This window comes from Dactylosporangium siamense, from assembly GCF_016862795.1.
Classification (GTDB): domain Bacteria; phylum Actinomycetota; class Actinomycetes; order Mycobacteriales; family Micromonosporaceae; genus Dactylosporangium; species Dactylosporangium siamense.
Window position 1 is genome coordinate 1 of sequence record NZ_BONQ01000174.1, and the last position, 18082, is coordinate 18082.

General features: G+C 73.1%; 21 protein-coding genes, 1 tRNA gene and 1 pseudogene. 9 read left to right on the forward strand and 14 right to left on the reverse strand.

What is annotated here, in order from left to right:
• Positions 1-603: 603 nt before the first annotated feature.
• From Dsi01nite_RS51465 to Dsi01nite_RS51490, 6 genes are all read right to left on the reverse strand, one after another.
• Positions 604-677 (reverse strand) — tRNA-Ala (locus tag Dsi01nite_RS51465).
• Positions 678-741: 64 nt separating this feature from the next.
• Positions 742-1419 carry a divisome protein SepX/GlpR gene (sepX, locus tag Dsi01nite_RS51470; RefSeq protein WP_308442152.1) on the reverse strand — a complete coding sequence of 226 codons (678 nt, stop codon included), beginning with the start codon at positions 1417-1419 and terminating at the stop codon, positions 742-744.
• A 234-nt stretch (positions 1420-1653) separates the two neighbouring features.
• On the reverse strand, positions 1654-2268 hold the full coding sequence (locus Dsi01nite_RS51475) for a GNAT family N-acetyltransferase (RefSeq protein WP_203853846.1): 615 nt from the start codon (positions 2266-2268) through the stop codon (positions 1654-1656).
• Positions 2265-3560 carry a molybdopterin molybdotransferase MoeA gene (locus Dsi01nite_RS51480; protein WP_373318955.1) on the reverse strand — a complete coding sequence of 432 codons (1296 nt, stop codon included), beginning with the start codon at positions 3558-3560 and terminating at the stop codon, positions 2265-2267. Before Dsi01nite_RS51480 ends, Dsi01nite_RS51475 begins: the two co-directional genes overlap by 4 nt.
• On the reverse strand, positions 3557-4492 hold the full coding sequence (locus Dsi01nite_RS51485) for a UTP--glucose-1-phosphate uridylyltransferase (RefSeq protein ID WP_203853847.1): 936 nt from the start codon (positions 4490-4492) through the stop codon (positions 3557-3559). The genes Dsi01nite_RS51480 and Dsi01nite_RS51485 overlap by 4 nt, the downstream gene beginning before the upstream one ends.
• A 9-nt stretch (positions 4493-4501) precedes the next feature.
• On the reverse strand, positions 4502-6640 hold the full coding sequence (locus Dsi01nite_RS51490; RefSeq protein WP_203853848.1) for a GGDEF domain-containing protein: 2139 nt from the start codon (positions 6638-6640) through the stop codon (positions 4502-4504).
• A gap of 71 nt (positions 6641-6711) precedes the next feature.
• Between Dsi01nite_RS51490 and Dsi01nite_RS51495 the strand changes: the two genes are divergently transcribed.
• Both Dsi01nite_RS51495 and Dsi01nite_RS58605 read left to right on the forward strand, forming a co-directional pair.
• Positions 6712-7347 carry a 5-formyltetrahydrofolate cyclo-ligase gene (locus tag Dsi01nite_RS51495; protein ID WP_275423501.1) on the forward strand — a complete coding sequence of 212 codons (636 nt, stop codon included), beginning with the start codon at positions 6712-6714 and terminating at the stop codon, positions 7345-7347.
• A 3-nt stretch (positions 7348-7350) separates the two neighbouring features.
• Positions 7351-7491: pseudogene (locus Dsi01nite_RS58605) on the forward strand (FmdB family zinc ribbon protein); the annotation flags it as partial.
• Positions 7492-7505: 14 nt separating this feature from the next.
• Here the strand turns inward: Dsi01nite_RS58605 and Dsi01nite_RS58005 are convergent.
• Complete coding sequence (locus Dsi01nite_RS58005; RefSeq protein ID WP_239137036.1) at positions 7506-7691, reverse strand: hypothetical protein; 186 nt, start codon at positions 7689-7691, stop codon at positions 7506-7508.
• A 123-nt stretch (positions 7692-7814) separates the two neighbouring features.
• Positions 7815-7997 (reverse strand): hypothetical protein, encoded by a 183-nt coding sequence (locus tag Dsi01nite_RS51505; RefSeq protein WP_203853908.1) that lies wholly within the window; start codon positions 7995-7997, stop codon positions 7815-7817.
• Between the two features lie 85 nt (positions 7998-8082).
• Here Dsi01nite_RS51505 and Dsi01nite_RS51510 point away from each other — a divergent pair, with 85 nt between their 5' ends.
• Positions 8083-8244: a hypothetical protein gene (locus Dsi01nite_RS51510; RefSeq protein WP_203853851.1), complete on the forward strand. Its 162-nt coding sequence runs from the start codon at positions 8083-8085 to the stop codon at positions 8242-8244.
• Positions 8245-8301: 57 nt separating this feature from the next.
• A complete protein-coding gene (locus tag Dsi01nite_RS51515) occupies positions 8302-8601 on the forward strand; it encodes a translation initiation factor 2 (protein WP_203853852.1) in 300 nt (99 codons plus the stop codon).
• A gap of 22 nt (positions 8602-8623) precedes the next feature.
• On the opposite strand, the gene Dsi01nite_RS51520 is transcribed toward Dsi01nite_RS51515, so the two are convergent.
• Entirely contained in the window at positions 8624-9097 is a 474-nt protein-coding gene (locus Dsi01nite_RS51520; protein ID WP_203853853.1) for a DUF2231 domain-containing protein, read from the reverse strand.
• A 124-nt stretch (positions 9098-9221) separates the two neighbouring features.
• On the opposite strand from Dsi01nite_RS51520, the gene Dsi01nite_RS51525 reads away from it, so the two are divergent.
• The 3 genes from Dsi01nite_RS51525 to Dsi01nite_RS51535 all read left to right on the forward strand — a co-directional run bounded on the left by Dsi01nite_RS51525 (position 9222) and on the right by Dsi01nite_RS51535 (position 12970).
• Complete coding sequence (locus tag Dsi01nite_RS51525; RefSeq protein WP_275423500.1) at positions 9222-9701, forward strand: Fur family transcriptional regulator; 480 nt, start codon at positions 9222-9224, stop codon at positions 9699-9701.
• Complete coding sequence (locus tag Dsi01nite_RS51530) at positions 9698-10522, forward strand: oxygenase MpaB family protein (RefSeq protein WP_203853854.1); 825 nt, start codon at positions 9698-9700, stop codon at positions 10520-10522. Before Dsi01nite_RS51525 ends, Dsi01nite_RS51530 begins: the two co-directional genes overlap by 4 nt.
• Positions 10523-10810: 288 nt before the next feature.
• Positions 10811-12970, forward strand: coding sequence for a hypothetical protein (locus Dsi01nite_RS51535; RefSeq protein WP_203853855.1), 2160 nt, complete (start codon positions 10811-10813; stop codon positions 12968-12970).
• Here Dsi01nite_RS51535 and Dsi01nite_RS51540 read toward each other — a convergent pair.
• Positions 12904-13806 (reverse strand): oxidoreductase, encoded by a 903-nt coding sequence (locus Dsi01nite_RS51540; RefSeq protein ID WP_203853856.1) that lies wholly within the window; start codon positions 13804-13806, stop codon positions 12904-12906. The genes Dsi01nite_RS51535 and Dsi01nite_RS51540 overlap by 67 nt on opposite strands.
• A gap of 79 nt (positions 13807-13885) precedes the next feature.
• Here Dsi01nite_RS51540 and Dsi01nite_RS51545 point away from each other — a divergent pair, with 79 nt between their 5' ends.
• Positions 13886-14461, forward strand: a complete 576-nt coding sequence (locus Dsi01nite_RS51545; RefSeq protein WP_203853857.1) for a TetR family transcriptional regulator — start codon at positions 13886-13888, stop codon at positions 14459-14461.
• A 44-nt stretch (positions 14462-14505) separates the two neighbouring features.
• Here Dsi01nite_RS51545 and Dsi01nite_RS51550 read toward each other — a convergent pair whose 3' ends face one another.
• The 3 genes from Dsi01nite_RS51550 to Dsi01nite_RS59070 are packed head-to-tail and all read right to left on the reverse strand — an operon-like array spanning position 14506 to position 16530.
• On the reverse strand, positions 14506-15183 hold the full coding sequence (locus Dsi01nite_RS51550) for an HAD family hydrolase (RefSeq protein WP_239137038.1): 678 nt from the start codon (positions 15181-15183) through the stop codon (positions 14506-14508).
• Positions 15184-15193: 10 nt separating this feature from the next.
• Positions 15194-16342, reverse strand: a complete 1149-nt coding sequence (locus tag Dsi01nite_RS51555) for an MFS transporter (protein WP_203853858.1) — start codon at positions 16340-16342, stop codon at positions 15194-15196.
• The gene (locus Dsi01nite_RS59070) at positions 16339-16530 is read right to left on the reverse strand and encodes a hypothetical protein (protein ID WP_373318956.1); all 192 of its coding nucleotides are present in this window, start codon (positions 16528-16530) and stop codon (positions 16339-16341) included. The genes Dsi01nite_RS51555 and Dsi01nite_RS59070 overlap by 4 nt, the downstream gene beginning before the upstream one ends.
• Here Dsi01nite_RS59070 and Dsi01nite_RS58010 point away from each other — a divergent pair.
• Complete coding sequence (locus Dsi01nite_RS58010) at positions 16451-16657, forward strand: hypothetical protein (protein WP_239137040.1); 207 nt, start codon at positions 16451-16453, stop codon at positions 16655-16657. The two genes, Dsi01nite_RS59070 and Dsi01nite_RS58010, sit on opposite strands and share 80 nt — an antisense overlap.
• 175 nt (positions 16658-16832) lie before the next feature.
• Here Dsi01nite_RS58010 and Dsi01nite_RS51565 read toward each other — a convergent pair whose 3' ends face one another.
• Complete coding sequence (locus tag Dsi01nite_RS51565) at positions 16833-18002, reverse strand: NAD(P)/FAD-dependent oxidoreductase (RefSeq protein ID WP_203853860.1); 1170 nt, start codon at positions 18000-18002, stop codon at positions 16833-16835.
• Positions 18003-18082: the final 80 nt, after the last annotated feature.

Here is an 18082-nt window from a genome sequence, read left to right on the forward strand (position 1 = left end):
AGCAGCGAGGTCTCGAATCACCCAGGCGGCCGCCCCAAGGCCCAGCGCGACCACAGCCCGCGAACCTCGTCCGGCGGGCCTCGCTCCGCGATTCAACCCAGTCGGAGGGGCACGGTGTTGAGGGGGCATGGGCGGAGCGAAGCTCCCCCACCGGGAAGCAAGGCGAAGCCGCGCGGGACCAGTTGGAGCCGCAACGGCAAATCGGCACAGCCGATGAGCATGCCGCACCGACCGGCGGAAACGTGAAGCTGAGAGGGCTCGAAGAAGCACCGCTGCGACCAGTCGGAAGGGGGCACGGTGCTGAGGGGGCATGGGCGGAGCGAAGCTCCCTCACCGGGAAGCAAGGCGAAGCCTTGCGCGAGGAACCAACTCCACGCAAACGCGAAGCGGCGCAGCCCGCCGAGCAGCAGGCTCCAGCCACGCAGCGCGCCTCCGCAACTGACACCAGAAGCACCGATGCGACCAGTCGGAGCGGGCACGCTTTTGAGGGGGTGTGGGTGGAGCGAAGCTCCCCCACCGGGGAGCAAGGCGAAGCCTTGCGCGAGGAACCAACTCCACGCAAACGCGAAGCGGCGCAGCCCGCTGAGCAGACTGCGCCAAACGTGGAGTTGAGGGGACTCGAACCCCTGACCCCCTCGATGCGAACGAGGTGCGCTACCAGACTGCGCCACAACCCCAGTGGCCCGCCGGAGTGGGCCGGGGCCAAGAGTAGCAAATGGTGGAGAGGGGGCGCGAATCAGATCACTGTCCTGAGGCCCGCGTGTCGTAGGGGCGGCCGCGGACGGCGCCGAGGGCACCCAGCCGGGCGGCCTCGCGGCGGGCCCGGTCGCGTTCGGCGAGCTGCGCGGCGACGGCCTCGCGGCGCACGGCGGCGCGGCGCAGCTGCTCGCGGCGGACCTGGGCCTGGCGGCGGGCGATCCACGCGGCGTAGTGCGCCTCACGGCGGCGGCGGCGCTGTTCGGCGAGGGCGCGGGTGCGCAGGTGGGCGGTGTAGGCGACGAGCAGGGCGCCGGTGACCGCGAACCCGACCCAGAAGCCGGAGCTGACCAGGGCGACGCCGCCGAGCTCGACGAGGTTGAGCAGGACGAGGGCGAGCAGGACGCGGCGGCGGCGATACACGGCGCGCGGGATTCGTGGGGGTCGGCGGCGGCGGGCCGTCGGCGGGACGACCCGCAGCGGCGGCTGGGCCACGGGGCGGCGGACGACGCTGCGGGGCGGGTTGACGGGGCGGCGGCCGGGGATCGTCCGGCGGCGGCGGTCACGGAGCATCCCAGCACGGGCGAGCACCCGTGCGGTAGACAACGCCCGCTCCGCCACCAGCCGCTCTGTGGCGTCGTACCGGCGCACCAACGCGGGCGCCAAGGCTAGGAGCCCAGCAGCGGCAAGGACGGCGAGGAGCACCGAGGTCGGCACCCTCACGCCTCCTGTTCACACCTCGCACACCGGTCCCCCCAGGCGCGCGAGTCATCCAAGTCTGTGGAAGTTACAGCGTGGTAACTCCGTCTCAGAACAGTACGGGTCGCACAGCGTTACACCACGTCAACACGCAGAAGGAAACACGCCGAACGAAAACGCGCCGAACGAAACGCGCCGAGCGAAAACCGCGCCGACCGAAAACCGCGCCGACCGAAAGCGCGCCCGCCGAAAAAGGAGCTACGCGGCGAGGACCTTGTGCCACCTGGCGAGGAGGCCGCCCTCGGCGGAGACGTCCTCGGTGGTCATGGCGTAGCCGAGGTGGTCGCGCCAGTCGCCGTCGATGTGCAGGTACCGGTGGTGGTAGGCCTCCTGGCGGAAGCCCAGCTTCTCCACGACGCGCCGGCTGGCCAGGTTGTCGGGCCGGATGTTGACCTCGATGCGGTGCAGGCCGCCGACGCTGAAGGCGTGGTCGACGACCAGGGCGAGGGCGGTCGGGGTGATGCCCTTGCCGGCGAAGCGGGAGTCGACCCAGTAGCCGGCGTAGCCGGAGCAGAACGCGCGGCGGACGATGTTGCCGAGGGTGAGCTGCCCGACGAGCCGGTCGTCGTAGCAGACCGCGAACGGCATCGCGCTGCCGTGGCGGGCGGCGCGGCGCAGGTCGGCGTGCACGGCGCGGAAGGCGGCGGACGAGTTGAGGTCGTGCCAGGTCCCGTAGGGCGTGGGCTCCCACTTGGACAGCCACTGCTCGTTGGCGCGGCGGACCTCGGCCCAGGCGCGGGCGTCGGCGCGCCGATACGGCCGCAGGGTGACAGGGCCGTCGACCAGGACCGCCGGCCATCCGGGCTGGCTCATCGCCGTCTATCCAACATGATGACGTCCACTGTAGAACCCGCGGCGGCGCTGATCACCTTCTCGCCGAGGACCATGAGACCGTTGGCGTCGGCGAGGCCCGACAGCGTGTAGGGGCCACCGGCGAGCGGCATGACGGTGTAGCCGCCGCCGCGGCGTTCGGTGATGTAGGCGGGGCGGAACTCGCGCATGCCGGAGGGCGAGCTGACGGTCTCGAGGAGGTGCGCGCGGACGCTGGGGCGGAAGACGGGGTCGGCGCCGGCCAGGAGCTGGATCACGGGGCGGGCCAGGACCTCGAAGCCGATGAGCGCCGCGCCGGGGTCGCCGGGGAGGCAGACGATGGGCACGCCGTTGGCGCCGTTGGCCCCGCCGATGGTGCCGTACCCGAGCGACGAGCAGGGGTAGACGGACAGGTCGGAGAAGACGACGGAGCGGGACAGGATGCGCCGGACCATGTCGCCGGGGCCGGTGCCGGTGCCGCCGGTGGTGATGATCAGGTCGGCGCGCAGCATCTGGTCGTCGAGCAGGCCGCGCAGGCCTTCGGGGTCGTCGTCGCAGATGCCGACGCGGTACGCGTGGGCGCCCGCCTCCGCGGCGGCCGCGGTGAGGGCGTGGGAGTTGGCGTCGACGACCTGGCCGGGCTGGCTGGCGCGGCCGACGTCGACGAGTTCGTCGCCGGTGGCGATGACCACGACCCGGGGGCTGGGGCGCACGACGACGTGACCGATGCCACTCGCCGCGAGGACCGAGACCAGCGGCGGGGTCACGTAGGCGCCGGCGCGGGCCAGGACGGCGCCGGCGGGCAGCTCGTCGCCGGCCCGGCGGACCCCGTGGCCGCGCTTCGTCGGGTGGTACACCTCGACCGCGGCCATGCCCTGGTCGGTCATGCCGGGCGGGACCACGACGTCCGCCGAGACCGGCATGAGCGCGCCGGCCGCGACGGAGAAGCAGGTGCCGGGGGTGAGCCGGACGGGTCGCCAGCTGGAGGCGACGAGGTCGCCGACGACGCTCAGCCGGACCGGGCGGCCCGGCTGGGCGTCGCTGATGTCGTCGAAGCGGGCCGCGTACCCGTCGATCGCGGAGTGGTCGAACGCGGGCACCGGGCCCGGTCCGACCACGTCCTCGGCGAGCACGTTGCCGTGCGCGGCGGTGATCTCGAGGTCCAGCGGGGGCAACGGGCGCAGGCCCCGGAGCACGCCGGCGAGATAGTCGGCGAGTGGGACGCGCGCGTTCGACCCGATGCCCGCATCGCGTGCGGCGTCGTGGTGGGAGCCCGTCGCTGGAACCGCTGTCACCCTCGAAGATCCTTCTCCACGAACTGGGTCAGCCAGTGGCTGAACGCCGGGCCGAGGTCGTCGCGCTGGCACGCGAGCTGGACCACGGCCTGCAGGTATCCCAGGGGCAGGCCCGTGTCGTACCGGATGCCGCGGTAGACGATGCCGTGCACGGGGGTGCCCTCGGCGAGCATCAGCGCCATCGCGTCGGTGAGCTGGATCTCGCCGCCGGCGCCGGGGCCGATGCGGCGGATCGCGTCGAAGAGGGTGGGTGGCAGCACGTACCGCCCGATGACGGCGAGGTTGCTCGGCGCCTCCTCGGGCTTGGGCTTCTCGACCAGGCCGGTCACCTTCAGCACCTCGCCCGCCTCGGCGGACAGGCCGGAGGGTTCGACCGAGGCGATGCCGTAACGGCTCGTCTCCTCGGGCTCGACCTCGATGAAGGCCAGGACGATGCCGCCGGTCTGGGCCTGCAGGTCGAGCATCGCGGGCATCAGCGGCTTGGTCTCCTCGACGAACTCGTCACCGAGGAGACATGCGAAGGCCTCGTTGCCGACGTGGGACTCGCCGTAGGAGATGGCGTGGCCGAGGCCGAGTGGCTCGCCCTGCCGGCAGGTGTAGATCTCGGCGAGCTCGCTGGGGCGCTTGACCGCGGCGAGCCGCTCGTCGTCACCCTTCTCGGCGAGCCGTGCCTCCAGGTCGGGACGGCGGTCGAAGTGGTCGACCATCGAGGTCTTGCCCCTGCCGGTGACCAGCAGGATGTCTCTGATGCCGGCCGCTGCGGCCTCTTCCACGATGTACTGCAGGACCGGCCGGTCAACGACCGGCAGTAGCTCTTTCGGCACGGCTTTGGTCGCCGGGAGGAAGCGGGTGGCCAGGCCCGCCGCCGGGATCACGGCTTTGACAGCCCGCTGGCGCGGCAGCGCGGGCTGGTGAGGAGTCGTGTCAGGCATGTGGCAAGGCTAGCCGCCGCGGCTCTGTCGTGGCGGTTGTGCCGCCTTTGGCGCGCCGGGCGTCACCTCAGTACTAGCCTTCACGGGCCCGTCCGGGCCGGGAACCGGCACGTCCGCGGCGGGAACTGGCACATCCGCGCCGGGAACCGGCACGTGCACGGCGGGAACGGGCGCATCTGGGGCGATCTTGTACATGTCCCGACCGGACGCCTTGGCCGCGTACAGGGCGTCGTCGGCGGCTTCGAGGACCGCGGCGCCGGTCGAGCCGTGGAACGGGAAGACCGCGATGCCGATCGAGACCGTCACCGGGACGCGGCGCGGCGCCTGACCTGGTGTCGAGGAGATCACCAGGACGGGCGTGCGGCGGACGGCGGCCCCGAGCCGTTCGGCGAGGACCGCGGCGCCGATCGCGTCCGTCTCCGGCAGCAGCACGACGAACTCCTCGCCGCCCTGCCGGAACGCGAAGTCGACCTCACGGATCTCGGCCCGCAGCCGGCGGGCGAACTCGGCCAGCACCGCGTCACCGGCGGCGTGCCCGTAGGTGTCGTTGACCTCCTTGAACCGGTCGAGGTCCAGGGCGAGCGCGGCGAGGCTGCGGCCGAAGCGGCTGGCCCGCTCGACCTCCCGGCGCAGCGACTCGCGCAGGTACCGGTAGTTGGACAGGCCGGTCAGCGGGTCGGTGAGGGACAGCCGCTGCGCCTCCTCGTGGACCCGGACGTTGTCCACGGCGACCGCGGCCTGCCCGGCGAACGTGCGCAGCGTGATCAGGTCGGAGTCGTCGAACTCGTCGAAGCCGTGCCGGTCGTACAGGGCGAGGACGCCCCGCGCGGCGGGCGGCAGGTCCGACTGGGGCTCCAGCCCGGTCGTCGGTCCGACCCCGGGCGCGGCGATCGGCACGGCCACGTAGGTGATGCAGCGCGGCTCGGCCGGCGACAGCACGGGCCCGTCCCGCTCGACCCGGCCGCGCCGCGGCTCGCCGGACGCGGCGACGGCGCCGAGCAGCCCGTCACCCAGCTGGAGCCGCAGCTCGGCGACGTCGATCCCGGCGAGACCCTCGCCGACCTGGCCGCGCAGCTCGCCGCTGGCGGGGTCGACCATGAGGACCACGCCGGACTGGGCGCCGGTCGCCGCGGCCGCCGTCTGCAGGATGACCTGGAGGATCCGGTCGAGGTCGTGGGTGCCGGCGAGGGTGTCGCCGAGGACGCCGAGCTGCCCGCGCAGCTGGTCCCGGCTGGCGGTCAGGGCCTGGACGTAACCCTGCATCTCCCGGGTCATGCGGTTGAACGTCTGGCCGAGCCGGCCGACCTCGTCCTGGCTGCGGACCGGCACGCGGGCGCTGAGGTCGCCGTCGGCGACGCGCTCGACCGCCACGGCGAGCTCGGTCAGTGGGTGCGTGGTCGAGCGGGCCAGCCACCAGGCGACGCTGATCGCGACGACCCCGGCGCAGGCCACGACGGCGACGAGGACGGCGTAGAGCCCCTGCGGGTCGGGCTTCGGCACGGACAGCGCCAGCGCGAGGGGCTGGCCGGACTCCGGTGCGAGCCGCCTGACCAGGTGGCCGTCGGGGGTCGTGGCGGTCGCGCCGAGCTCGAGGTCGCGCGCGGTGTCGGCGATGTGCGCACCGGACGCCGGGCCCGGTGGGAGCGAGTCGACGCCGACGCCGCTGGACTCGGCGAGCCAGTGCAGCAGGGCGGCGTCGACGGGTTCGACCGCGTAGGCCCGGCCGATGCGCCGCGAGCTCGGGTCGAGCACGTCGACGGACGCGGCGATCGCGGTGTAGGCGGTCGTCTCCGGTGCGGCGCAGTCGGCCCACGGCTTCGGCGGCAGGGTGCCGGCGGTGGTCAGGACGGTGCCGTCGGCGCTGGTCACCTCCACCGCCCGGGCGAGTCCGCTCACGACGGCCCGCTGGGCGGCGTCGGGCTGGTCGCCGTCGGCGGTGACGAGGGCCGTGGTCTCCGCGGCGAGCCGCAGCCGCTGGCAGGTGACCTTGAGCGCGGCGTGGACGTTCTGCGCGCCGGCGTCGAGGCGCTCCATGGCACGCTGGTCGCTGACCGCGGCGACGGCGATGCCGACGAAGACCGCGCCGAGCAGCACGGGGCCGAGCACGACCGCCAGGAAGGCCGCGGTGAGCCGCGCCCGCAGCGTCACGTCCGTCCTCCCGTAGCTGTGTTTCTGCGATGCTGTCACAGATGAGGAGGATTTGAGCCTTGCCGTCTGCGGTGTCCCCGAAATCCGAGCTCCGATCGCACATCCGGTCCGCCCGGAAAGCCATGAGCCCCACCGAGCTGGACTTTTCGAACAAGTCGCTCATTTTGGCATTTTCCGCCATGGTACGAGCAGCGAGTGCGCGCTCGGTTGCCGCCTACGTGCCCCTGGCGGCCGAACCGGGCGGCCCGGCGCTGGTGGCGGCCCTGGCGGTGGCCGTACCGACGCTGCTGTTGCCCGTCCTGCTGCCGTCGCGGGACCTCGACTGGGCCCGGTACGACGGCACCCTGACCCCCGGGCCGCTCGGCCTGTCCCAGCCGACCGGCCCGCGGCTCGGCGTCGACGCGGTCCGCTCGATCGATCTGATGCTGGTCCCGGCGCTCGCCGTGGGACGCGACGGCACCCGGCTCGGCCAGGGCGGCGGGTCCTACGACCGGGTGCTGCCCAGGGTCACCGCGCCCACGATCGCGCTCCTGCACCCGGGCGAGCTGCTGCCGTCGGTCCCCGCCGACCCGCACGACCAGCGGGTCTGCGGGGTGGTCGTCGGCGCCACCACCGGGTATGAGACCGCCCACCTCGACTGGACGAAAGGATGTGCGATACCGCACTATTGGCACTCGATAGGGTTGAGTGCCAATGATGGAGGCTGAACGGTGCCTACCTACCAGTACGCCTGCACGGCTTGCGGCCACCAGCTCGAGGCGGTGCAGTCGTTCACCGACGACGCGCTGACCGAGTGCCCGGAGTGCCAGGGTCGCCTGCGCAAGCAGTTCTCGGCGGTGGGCGTGGTCTTCAAGGGCTCGGGCTTCTACCGCACCGACTCCCGCTCCACGACGAAGTCCGGCAGCACGTCCGCCTCGTCTTCGTCCTCGTCGTCGGACTCCGGCACGAAGTCCTCGGACTCCGGCTCCTCGTCGACGCCCGCGTCCTCGTCCTCGTCGTCCTCGTCGTCGGACTCGAAGCCCGCGGCCGCGTCGGCGGGTGCCTCGACCAAGTCGGCGTCCTCGGCCGCCTGAGCCGCGCCACACGTCGCGATCGCCCGCCCGGTGTCCCGGTGCGGGCGATGCGGCGTTGCTCCTTGTGTCGTCGGTTCCGGTGCCGGGATGCGACCTTGTCGTCAGTCCCAGTGCGGGGGGCGGTCGGCGAGCAGCCGGTCGTCGTTGGACGCGCTGCGCTCACCCCAGCCCGCGTCGGTGTCGTCGGTCGTGGTGTCCGGCAACACGACCAGCTCGTCGGCGAAGTCCTCGAAGCTCACTTCGCGCTGCTCATCGGTGGATGCCCACCCATCGGTCCCTGCCACGCCGCCGAGCGTACTCCGGCGAGTTTGCGGCAAGTTGGCCGAATGACGACAGTCGCGCTTCCGTCGGCAGGTCACACTCGGCGGCATGACACAACCCACCCCTGAGACGTCCCCCCAGCATCACCCCGACCCGCAGACCGGCACATCACAGCCGGCGGCGGACGAGCAGCCGACGGTGCGGCTGGCGCCGGCGGACCCGGACGCCACCCGGCCGATGTCCCTGGCGGACCTGCTCGACAGCGACTGACTCCCCGAGGTTCCCACCGGGCGGGATGAGGTCCCGTCCGGTGGGTACGCTCGGGGCGTGAGTGACGACGCCTTCTGGCGGCGACCCCCGGAGGGAGCCGCGCCGCCGGTGCCGGCGGCGAGCCCACCTGCGCCGGATCCCTACACCGGCGCCCCGCGCAGCGCCCCGCCGCCGCGCGGCTGGCGGCCGCCGACCGTCGAACGGCCGGCGGCGCCGCGGAAGCTGCCCGCGCAGGACCGCGAGCGGATCGACCGCGAGGAGCAGGCGGCGACGATCCTGACCAAGGGGATGGGCATCTTCGCCGGTGCGGTCCTCGTCGTGCTGCTGCTGATCTTCTGCGGCCGGGTGCTGTTCTAGCTCGTCGGGGTACCTCGGCGGGTCAGAAGCCGTTCCAGACCATGTTCGCGCCGGTGTCGCCGGCCTTGAACACGAAGTAGAAGGCGGCCAGCCCCAGCAGCACGGTCAGGCCGGCGAGTGCCCAGTGGGCCGCGACCGGGCCGACGGAGCCGGCGGGCAGCGGGCGCACCAGGTAGGCCAGCGCCAGCGCGACCAGCGCGAGCCCCAGGACCACCAGGAACAGGTTGTTGCCGAAGCCCTCGTGCGTCTCGATGTCCGCCTGCAGCTGCGGCGACTGGAAGTTGTCGCTCCCGGCGAACGCCTCGCCGGACTCCTTCGCGGCGAACACGGCGCCCGGTGTGGCCACGGCCAGCACGATCAGCGTCCAGCGGACGTGCCGCCGGGCGCCGGGCCACACCGCGTACAGGATGCCCGCGACGGCGAGCAGCGGCACCAGCACGACGGCTGCGTGGATGAAGAGCGGGTGAGCCGGTAGACCGAGCACACGTTCGAACACGGGGCCTCCTCTTCGTCGTTGCGATCCTCCCCCACCCGACGTGTACACAACCCGAGGACCAGCAGTTCAATCAAGAGTCCCGAAACATTTGAACGGTTCCAGGGTGCGTGGTGTTATTGAGGGCGTGTCGGGTGAGGATCTGTTGCGCGCCCGGGGTCTGCGGGTGACGCGACCCCGGCTGGCCGTGCTGGAGGTCCTCGAGGCGTGCCGGGGGCAGGCGCAGGGGCACCTCGACGTCGACCAGATCGCCGCCCAGGTCCGTGCCCGCCTCGACTCCGTGTCCACCCAGGCCGTCTATGACGTGCTCAGCGCGCTGTCGCGGGCCGGGCTGGCCAGGCGGATCGAGCCGGCCGGCAGCCCCGCGCGGTATGAGTCGCGGGTCGGCGACAACCACCACCACATCGTCTGCCGGGGCTGCGGCGAGATCGCCGACGTCGACTGCGCCGTCGGAGAGGCGCCCTGCCTGACCCCGTCGCAGGCGCACGGGTTCGTCCTCGATGAGGCCGAGGTCACGTTCTGGGGCCTGTGCCCCGCCTGCCAGCAGCGCCGCGCCGACGACCTGGCCACGCCGGCCGAGACCGCCGCCGGGGACGTGACGGCGTGAGCGACGTCGGGCTGTTCGGCCCGGACTCGGTCACCTGGCGGGTCCACCGCGAGCCGATCGTCACCGTCGGTGGGCTGCGCAGCCTCTACCTGCAGGCACTGCTCCCCCGCGCGGTCGCCGGCGTCGAGCAGAACAGCCGCTACCGCAAGGACCCATGGGGCCGCTTCCAGCACACCGCGACCTACGTGGCGACGGTCATCTACGGCACCACCGAGCAGGCGGAACGCGCCGGCCGGCGGGTCCGGGCGATCCACGCGAAGATGACGGCGACCGACCCGCGCACCGGCGAGCGCTTCCGGGTCGACGACCCCGACCTGCTGCGGTGGGTGCACGTCACGGAGGTCGAGTCGTTCATGGAGTCCGCGCTGCGGGGCGGGCTGCGGCTGACCGGGGACGAGATCGACGGCTACTACGCGGAGCAGACCCGGGCGGCGGCGCTGGTCGGCCTGGACCCGGCGACGGTCCCCGCCTCGGCGGCCGAGGTCGCCAGCTACTACGAGCGGATGCGGCCCGAGCTGGCGCTGACCGTCGACTCCGCGGCGACCGGCCTGTTCCTGACGCTGCCGCCGCTGCCCTACGGGCTGGGTCTGACCCCCGTCCGCGGCGCGGCGCTCGGGGTGGCGGCCCTCGCCATCGGCCTGCTGCCGACCTGGGCCCGCCGGCTCTACGGGCTGCCGGGCCTGCCCGCCACCGACCTGATCACCTCGGCGAACGCCCTGGTGCTCGGCCGGATGCTCAGCGCCATCCCGATCGAGTGGATCTCCCCGCTGCGCCGCGCCGCGGTGCGCCGCATCGCGGCGTCCGAAGCGCCCTCCGCCTAACGAGCAGCGCGTCCCAAACGCCCTCCGCCTAACGAGCAGCGCGTCCCAAACGCCCGCCGTCTGACGGGCAGCGCTCCGAGACCGCCGCCGCCACCCCCGGACAGATCCCACCGCCACCCCGGACAGATCCCGCCACCCCCGGATAAATCCAGGCGCAAGCGCCCGGATTTATCCGACATTTCGGTTATATACGTCCGGTCGTGGCACGAGCGGCGCTCGCCCCATCACCAAGCCTCGACCCCACCTCGCCCACGTCCGGTGCCACCACTGCCGCGTTGAGCCGGTGACATGAGCGCGAAACTTCCATGGGTGGTCCTCGCCGCGGTGACCGTCACCCTGCCCGCGGCACTCGGCACCCCACCGCTCGACGTTGTCCGTTACGCCGCCTACCTCCTGTACGCGGTCGTCCTTCCGGGCACGCTGCTCTACCGGGCGATCCGCCCCACCCCACGGTCGCTCCTGGAGGATCTGACCTACGGCACCGTCGTCGGGCTGCTCGCCGAGACCGCCGCGCTGGTCACCGCGAGCCTCCTCGACGCCCGCGCCCTGCTCTGGCTCTGGCCGCTGCTGGCGATCGTCCCCCTCGCCCGCCGCCACCTGCGGGTCCGGGACTATCCGCTGCGGCCGTCCACCACCTGGTCGTGGACGGTCGCCGGGATCGCGGTGGGGTTCCTCGCGTACCTGACCGCCGCGTTCCTGGCGGTGAACCCGCCCGTGCCGACCGGCGGACCGCACGACTACATGATCGACCAGCTCAACCTCCTGGCGGTCAGCGCCGACCTGAAGCATCACTTCCCGCTCACGGTCCCGGAGCAGGGCGACCGGACGCTGGGCTACCACTGGTTCGCCTACGGCCATCTCGCCGCGAGCAGCCTGATCAGCGGCATCGACCTGCCGGTGCTGTGGTTCCGGCTGGACCTGCCGGTCCTCGCGGTGCTCGCGGTGTGCCTGCTCGCCGTCACCGGCTGGCGGGTCGCCCGGCACCCGTGGGCGGGCCCGGTCGCGGCGGCGCTGATGTTCACCGTCGGCGAGCTCGTCCCGCAGCGGCAGGCGCCGGCGTTCTTCGGCTCGATCACCGCGTACTACAGCTGGTCGAGCCGCTCCCTGCTGTACGGCGCGGCGCTGAGCATGCCGCTGATCGCCGCCGTGGCGACCGTCCTGCGGCGCGACGCCGGCAAGCGGGACTGGCTGCTCGTGCTGCTGTTCGCGGCGGGCACGACCGGCGCGAAGTCCACCATCGTGCCGCTGGTGGGTGCGGGCGTGGCCGGGCTGTGCGCCGTACACCTGCTGCGACGAAATCCACAGTGGACGCCGTGGCTGCTCGGGTCGTTGCTCGCCGCCGTCGAGGTGGTCGCGGTCGCGGTCCTCTACGGCTTCGAGGGGCAGGGCCTGCGCTGGGGACCGTTCGCGATCATGATCGACTTCGTCGGCGACCTGCAGCACGGCACCACGGTGCGGGACATCCCCGTCATCCTGTGGGGTCTCGGCGCCTACGCGATCGCCATGTGCGCCCGGCTCGCCGGCGTCGTGGGTCTCGGGCGGCGCTGGGACGACACGGAGATCTTCCTCGCCGGGACGACCCTCGCCGGCCTCGTCGGCACGCTGTGCGTCTGGCACGTCTCATGGAGCGAGCACTTCTTCATCATCGCCGCCTGGCCGTGCGCCGCGATCCTGTCCGCGGCCGGCCTGACCCGGCTGCCGTGGTCGCCGATCGCCCTGCGCCACGCGCTGACGGCGGCCGCCTGCCTGGCCGCGATGTCCGTGGTGTTGCGGTTGCCGCAGTGGTATCGGTGGAGCGTCCCCCTGCCCGTCTACGTCCTCGGCGCCCTCGTCCTGGCCGCCGCGCTGCTGCTCGGGCGGCGGCACGGGCGGTTCGCGGCGCTGGTCGTGGTGCTCGCCGCCGGCGCCGCGCGGCTGCCGTTCGACGCCGCGACCAGCGCGAACCTCGGCGTCGCCTACCACGTCCGGGTGACCCCCGACCAGGCCGCCGGCGCCCGCTGGCTGCGGGCGCACAGCACGCCGGCGCAGTACGTGGCGACCAACGTCCACCGGGTCGGCGGCGGGCTGCAGGACGGGCAGAGCCTGGCGTACTGGATCTCGGCGTACAGCGAACGCCGGGTGCTGCTCGGCAGCTGGGGCTACTCGCCCGAGTCGACCGAGTCGCAGTCCCGCGCGCACCGTTTCGGCCCCGCGCTCGCCTACTGGGACCCGGACCGCCTCGCGCTGAACGACGCCGCCGTGCTCGACCCGACCCCGGCCCGCCTCGGATGGCTGTGGGAGCGGCGGGTCCGCTGGATCTTCGTCGACCGCGCGCAGGGTACGCCGACCGCCGCCCTCCCCGCCCTCACCGACCTCGCGTGGCAGCGCGGCGACATCGCCGTCTACCGGCTCCGGGCGACCTCGAACTGCACGCCGGTCAGCTGCTCCGACAGCGTCCAGAGCCGCTGAGCGTCCGCCGGGTCCGTGGCCGTCCCGACCGGCTCGACGACGGTCGGCCAGCCCCGGCTCTCCCGCATGCCGTCCGGCCCGATGAACTGGCCGCCCTCGGCGCGCGGGTCGACCGCGGCGTACAGCTGGTTGAGCGCCCCACGCGCGGCGGGCTGTGCCATGACCGCGTTGCCGACGCGCATGAGCGCCTTCAACACCCCGGTCGGCCCGGACGTCTGCAGGTTGGTCGCCGAGTATCCCGGGTGCGCCAGCACGCTGCGCACCGGCGAGCCCGCGGCCCGCAACCGCCGGTCGAGCTCCAGCCCGAACAGCACGTTGGCGAACTTCGACTGGCTGTAGTACTTCCCGGGCGCGTAGCCCTTCGCCCCGTCCAGGTCGTCGTAGTGGATGCTGCCGGACCGGTGCAGCGACGAGCTGACCGTGACGACGCGGTCGCCGACGAGGTCGAGCAGCAGCCCGGTCAGCGCGAAGTGGCCGAGATGGTTCGCGGCGAACTGCAGCTCGTGCCCCTGCGCGCTCAACGTCCTCGGCGGCATCATCACCCCGGCGTTGTTGACCAGCACGTCGATGGCGGCCCCCGCGCGGCGCAGGTCGTCCGCGAGCCGCCGCACCGTGTCGAGATCGGCGAGGTCGACGATCCTGAGCTCCGCCCGCTCCCGCCCCGGCAACGCCGCGAGCGCGGCGCGCCCCTTCGTCTCACTGCGCACCGCCATGATCACCCGGGCACCCTTGGCGAGCAGGGCCCTGGTCATCTCGAACCCGAGCCCGCTGTTGGCCCCGGTCACGAGGAACGTCCTGCCGCCCTGGTCGCCGATCTCCGCCTCAGTCCATCGCATGCGGTTGATTGTGCTTCGGTTTGGCACTGAGTGTCAACATTGCTTCTCAGTGCCAACCCAGGTTGCATAGAATGCCCGCGTGAGCCTCACCGAACGCAAACGCCAGCTCGTCCGCGACGAGCTGACCGAGGCCGCACTGAAGCTGCTCGCCTTCCAGGGCTTCGAAGAGACCACCATCGACCAGATGGCCGCCGCGGCGGGGGTGTCCCGCCGCACGTTCTTCCGGTACTTCCCGTCCAAGGAAGACGTCATCGTCGAGTTCCTCAGCGACCTGGGCCGCAAGCTCAGCCACAGCCTGTCGACCCGGCCCGCGACCGAGCCCCCGCCGGTCGCCCTGCAGAACGCGCTGCGCGTCTTCACCGACACGTTCTGGGAGCACCCCGAGAAGTCGCAGCGCCTGGCGAACGTGATGGTGAGCACGCCGGCCCTGCTCGCCCGATACCTGGAACGCCAGGTCACCTGGCGCGCCACCCTCTCCGCGGAGCTGGCGGTCCGCATGGGCGTCGACCCCGAGGCCGACCTCCGCCCGGCGGTGCTGGTCGCGGTCGCCTTCGCCGCCTTCGACACCGCACTGATCCGGTGGGTGGCGCAGGGCTCGACCACCGACCTCAACACCCTGCTGTCGGACTGCTTCGCCACCGCGTTCCCCACCTGACCCGTGATCCGGTCGACCTTGCGCACCCCTGGGGTACACAAGGTCTACCGGATCACGGGAAGGTTCCGGTCGAGTTGCCGGACGGCTTCGACGATGCCGGGGAAGGTGTCGATGAAGGCGTCGACGTGGCGGGGGTCGAAGTCCGCCGGTGTCCGCACCTTGCTCTGCAGGCAGGCGATGAAGTGCAGGCCCGCGCCGGCGGCGGCCACCGCGTCGCCGGGTGAGTCGCCCACGTAGACGCAGTCGGCGGGCGGGATCGCGGTGGTTGCCAGGAGCTCGTCGAACGCGCGCGGGTCGGGCTTGCGGAACCGGGTGTTGCCGGCGTGGTAGATGCCGCTGACCCGCTCGGCGAGGACGTGGTCCGGGGCCAGCATGTGCCGGACCTCGTCCTCGGTGCGTGACGTCAACAGGAACACGCCGCGGCCGTGGAGCACGAACTCGTCGAGGGCCTGCAGGTTCTCCGGCGGGATCACGTCGAGCCGGCCATCGGCGATGTGCCGCTCCAGGGTGCGGTGATAGAGCACGGAGAAGTGCTCCAGGTCGAGACCGGGCGACCGTTTCAGGATCGCGTCCATCAGCGGCTCACCCCAGGTGGCCAGGTGCAACGGAAGCGGCATCGAAGGCCGGCCCATCTGCGCCAGGACCTCGTTCTCCAGGGCGAACGAGGCTGCCTGGGTCAGGCAGAGCGTGTCGTCGACGTCGACGATGACAGCCCGGATCACAGGGCACAGCCTAGCGACGGCGACCGGTCAGGAGGGTGAGGGCGGCCAGGACGGCGGTGAGGGCCAGGCCCGCCTGGTAGCCGGTGGCGGTGGCCAGGAGGCCGAAGCCGGCGGCGCCGAGGCCGAGGCCGGCGTCGTAGGCGACGCTCCACACGGCGGTGGCGGTGCTGGAGCGGGAGGGTGGGGACGCCTCCAGCATCATGGTCAGGCTGGCGGTCTGCAGGGCGCCGAAGCCGGCGCCGAAGGTGACGGCGGCGGTGAGGATGAGTGCCGGGTGGCCGGCGACGGCCAGGGCGGCCAGGCCGGTTGCCGTGGTCAGCATGGCGGGGGCGAGGAGGCGGCGGGGGCCGTGGCGGTCGCCGAGCCGGCCGGCCCACCAGCGGGTGACGGTGCCGGCAAGAGCCTGGAGGAGCAGGGCGGCGGCGATGACGGCCGGGGTGGCGTGGGGCAGGGCGGCGGGCAGGAAGGTCGAGACGATGCCGGTGAGAGTGGCGGCCGCGGCGAAGACGATCGCGGGGCGGGTCAGGGACGGCTCGCGCAGGGCCCGGCACATGCCGCCGGCTCCGGAGTGGCCGTCCGGGGTGCGGCCGTCGGTGGCGGGGAGCATCGGCAGGATGAGCAGGGCGGCCAGGGCGAGGACCGCGCCGGCGGCGTAGACGGCCGGGTAGCCGGCGTGGGCGGCGAGCCACAGGCCGGCGGGCATGCCGACCACGGCGGGCGCGCCGGCGAGGACGCCCACCAGGCCGAGGCCCTCGCCGCGGCGGCTCGGTGGGACGAGTTCGGCGGACCAGGCGCCGCAGGCCACGAAGATCGTGGCCACGCCGAGGCCGCGAAGGGCGCAGCCGGCAAGGACGGCGCCGTAGCCGGTGGTGGCGGTGAGGCCGAGGGCGGGCAGGCCCAGCAGGAGGAGCCCGGCGGCGAGCACGGTGCGGTACCCGAACCGGCTCACCAACCGTGGCAGCGCCAGTTCCGCGGCCACCGTCGAGGCCATGAGCGCGCCGGTGGTCAGCCCCGCCGCAGCCCCGCCGGCCCCGGAAGCGGCGACGGCAGCGGGGACGACCGGCAGCAGCAGGTAGAAGGCGGCCAGGCCGAGGATGTCCACGGCGGACACCAGCACCAGTGACCGGGTGAGCAGCCGGGGAGCGGTCAGCGTCGTCATGCGCTGACCGTACGAGCCGATCGGTTCGCTATCGAGGGCCGAAACAGCGCCAGCGAACAGGACCAATCAGGGGGTGGGATCTCGCCCGAGCCCCGTGCGATCAGTTCGATGGGCAGGACGACCCGCCCGGTGGGGCCGGTCCCACCGTCGAGGCGGCGCCGGAGCAGGCGGCTGGCCTCGGCGCCCATCAGGGCGGGGCTGTGGGCGACGACGGTCAGCGGGGTGGCGAACGTCGCCGCCCTGGAGCGGCTCGACTTCACCGCCGAGGAGGTCGCCCGCGTCGACGCCCTGACCGCACGCTGGCTGACGCCCTAAGGCGTGTTTGGTAGGTGGGGTCGGAGCGAGGCGAGGCCCAGACGTCGGCTGGGGCCGCGCCGGGCGCGCCTGGATACCGGGGTTGTATCCAGGTGTGACCGGCGTGGTTCCAGGCGGCGTCTGGGTCCGCCGCAGCCCGGCATCCACTTACCAAACACGCCTTTGCGCCGCCGGGCTATGCCGGCACCTCGATGGTCCGTTCCGCCGTGACGGGGCGCCGGCGGGTGGGCAGGCCGAGCATCGGGTTGGCGACGCCCCAGGCGGCGCCCTTGCAGATCAGCTCCTTGTAGACCGCGGCGAACCGGCCGGTGAGGACCGCCGACCTGGCCCGGTCGTCGGCCGTCACGTACTGGATCAGCCCCTCCCTGCGGCCCAGCGAGATGCACTGGTTGAAGTAGCTCAGCGGCGCGTTCGGCAGCTTCCCGCCGGTCAGGCGGGCCGCGATCGCGTCGGCGGCCTGCCACGCCATCGGCGTGCCCGAGGCGCACGACATCCGCAGCGGCTTGCCCCCGGCGCCCAGGGCGAAGGCGGCGTCGCCCACGGCGTAGACCTCCGGATGCGACACCGACCGCATGGTGCCGTCGACGACGATCCGGCCGGTGTCGGTGACCTCCAGGGCGGTCGCCCGCGCGATCGGGTGGACGGCGAAGCCCGCGGTCCACACCGTGACCGCGGCCGGGACGACCTGGCCGCCGGCGGTGACGACGGTGTCCGCCTCGACGGCGCTGACGGTGGTGTGCTCGTGCACGGTGATCCCGAGCCGGCCGGTGACCTTCCGCAGGTGGGCGCGGCCCTTGTCGGAGAGCCAGTCGCCGAGGCGGTCGTGGGCCACGAGGGCGACGTCGAGGTCCGGGCGGGCCTCGGCGATCTCGGTCGCGGCCTCCAGGCCGGTGAGGCCACCACCGACGACGACCACCGGCTGGCCGGCGCCGAGGCGGGCCAGGCGCTCCCGCAGCCGGAGCGCCCCCGGACGGCTGGCGATCTCGTCGGCGTGCTCGGCGGTGCCGGGGACCCCTTGGGCGTTCCAGCCGCTGCCGAGCGCGTAGACGAGCGTGTCGTATTCGAGCTCCCCGTCCTGGAGCGTCACCGTCCGGCGCTCCACGTCGACGGCGGTGACCCTGGCGATGCGCAGCTCGACGCCGGTGCCGGCGAACATCGCGCTGAACGGCCGGGGCCGGAGGTCCTGGCCGGTCGCCAGCTGGTGCATGCGGACCCGTTCGACGAAGTCCGGCTCGGCGTTGACGAGGGTGACGGCGACGTCCTCGCGGCGCAGCCGCTTGGCGAGCCGGCCGGCGGCGATGGCTCCGGCGTACCCGGCGCCCAGAACGACGATGCGGTGCTGCATGTCCCTGCTCCTGTCTCGCGGTGTGCCCCTTGAACCGGATGGGCCGCCGTTTGCTGACAGGGTTGGGGTGTGAAGCAGCT

Excerpts from the sequence above, each read along its gene's own strand:
- Dsi01nite_RS51475 (WP_203853846.1), bottom strand. The coding sequence starts at position 2,268 with ATGAGCCAGCCCGGATGGCCGGCGGTCCTGGTCGACGGCCCTGTCACC.
- Dsi01nite_RS51485 (WP_203853847.1), bottom strand. The coding sequence starts at position 4,492 with ATGCCTGACACGACTCCTCACCAGCCCGCGCTGCCGCGCCAGCGGGCT.
- Dsi01nite_RS51510 (WP_203853851.1), top strand. The coding sequence starts at position 8,083 with ATGACACAACCCACCCCTGAGACGTCCCCCCAGCATCACCCCGACCCG.
- Dsi01nite_RS51535 (WP_203853855.1), top strand. The coding sequence starts at position 10,811 with ATGAGCGCGAAACTTCCATGGGTGGTCCTCGCCGCGGTGACCGTCACC.
- Dsi01nite_RS51540 (WP_203853856.1), bottom strand. The coding sequence starts at position 13,806 with ATGCGATGGACTGAGGCGGAGATCGGCGACCAGGGCGGCAGGACGTTC.
- Dsi01nite_RS51555 (WP_203853858.1), bottom strand. The coding sequence starts at position 16,342 with ATGACGACGCTGACCGCTCCCCGGCTGCTCACCCGGTCACTGGTGCTG.
- Dsi01nite_RS58010 (WP_239137040.1), top strand. The coding sequence starts at position 16,451 with ATGGGCAGGACGACCCGCCCGGTGGGGCCGGTCCCACCGTCGAGGCGG.
- Dsi01nite_RS59070 (WP_373318956.1), bottom strand. The coding sequence starts at position 16,530 with ATGGGCGCCGAGGCCAGCCGCCTGCTCCGGCGCCGCCTCGACGGTGGG.
- Dsi01nite_RS51565 (WP_203853860.1), bottom strand. The coding sequence starts at position 18,002 with ATGCAGCACCGCATCGTCGTTCTGGGCGCCGGGTACGCCGGAGCCATC.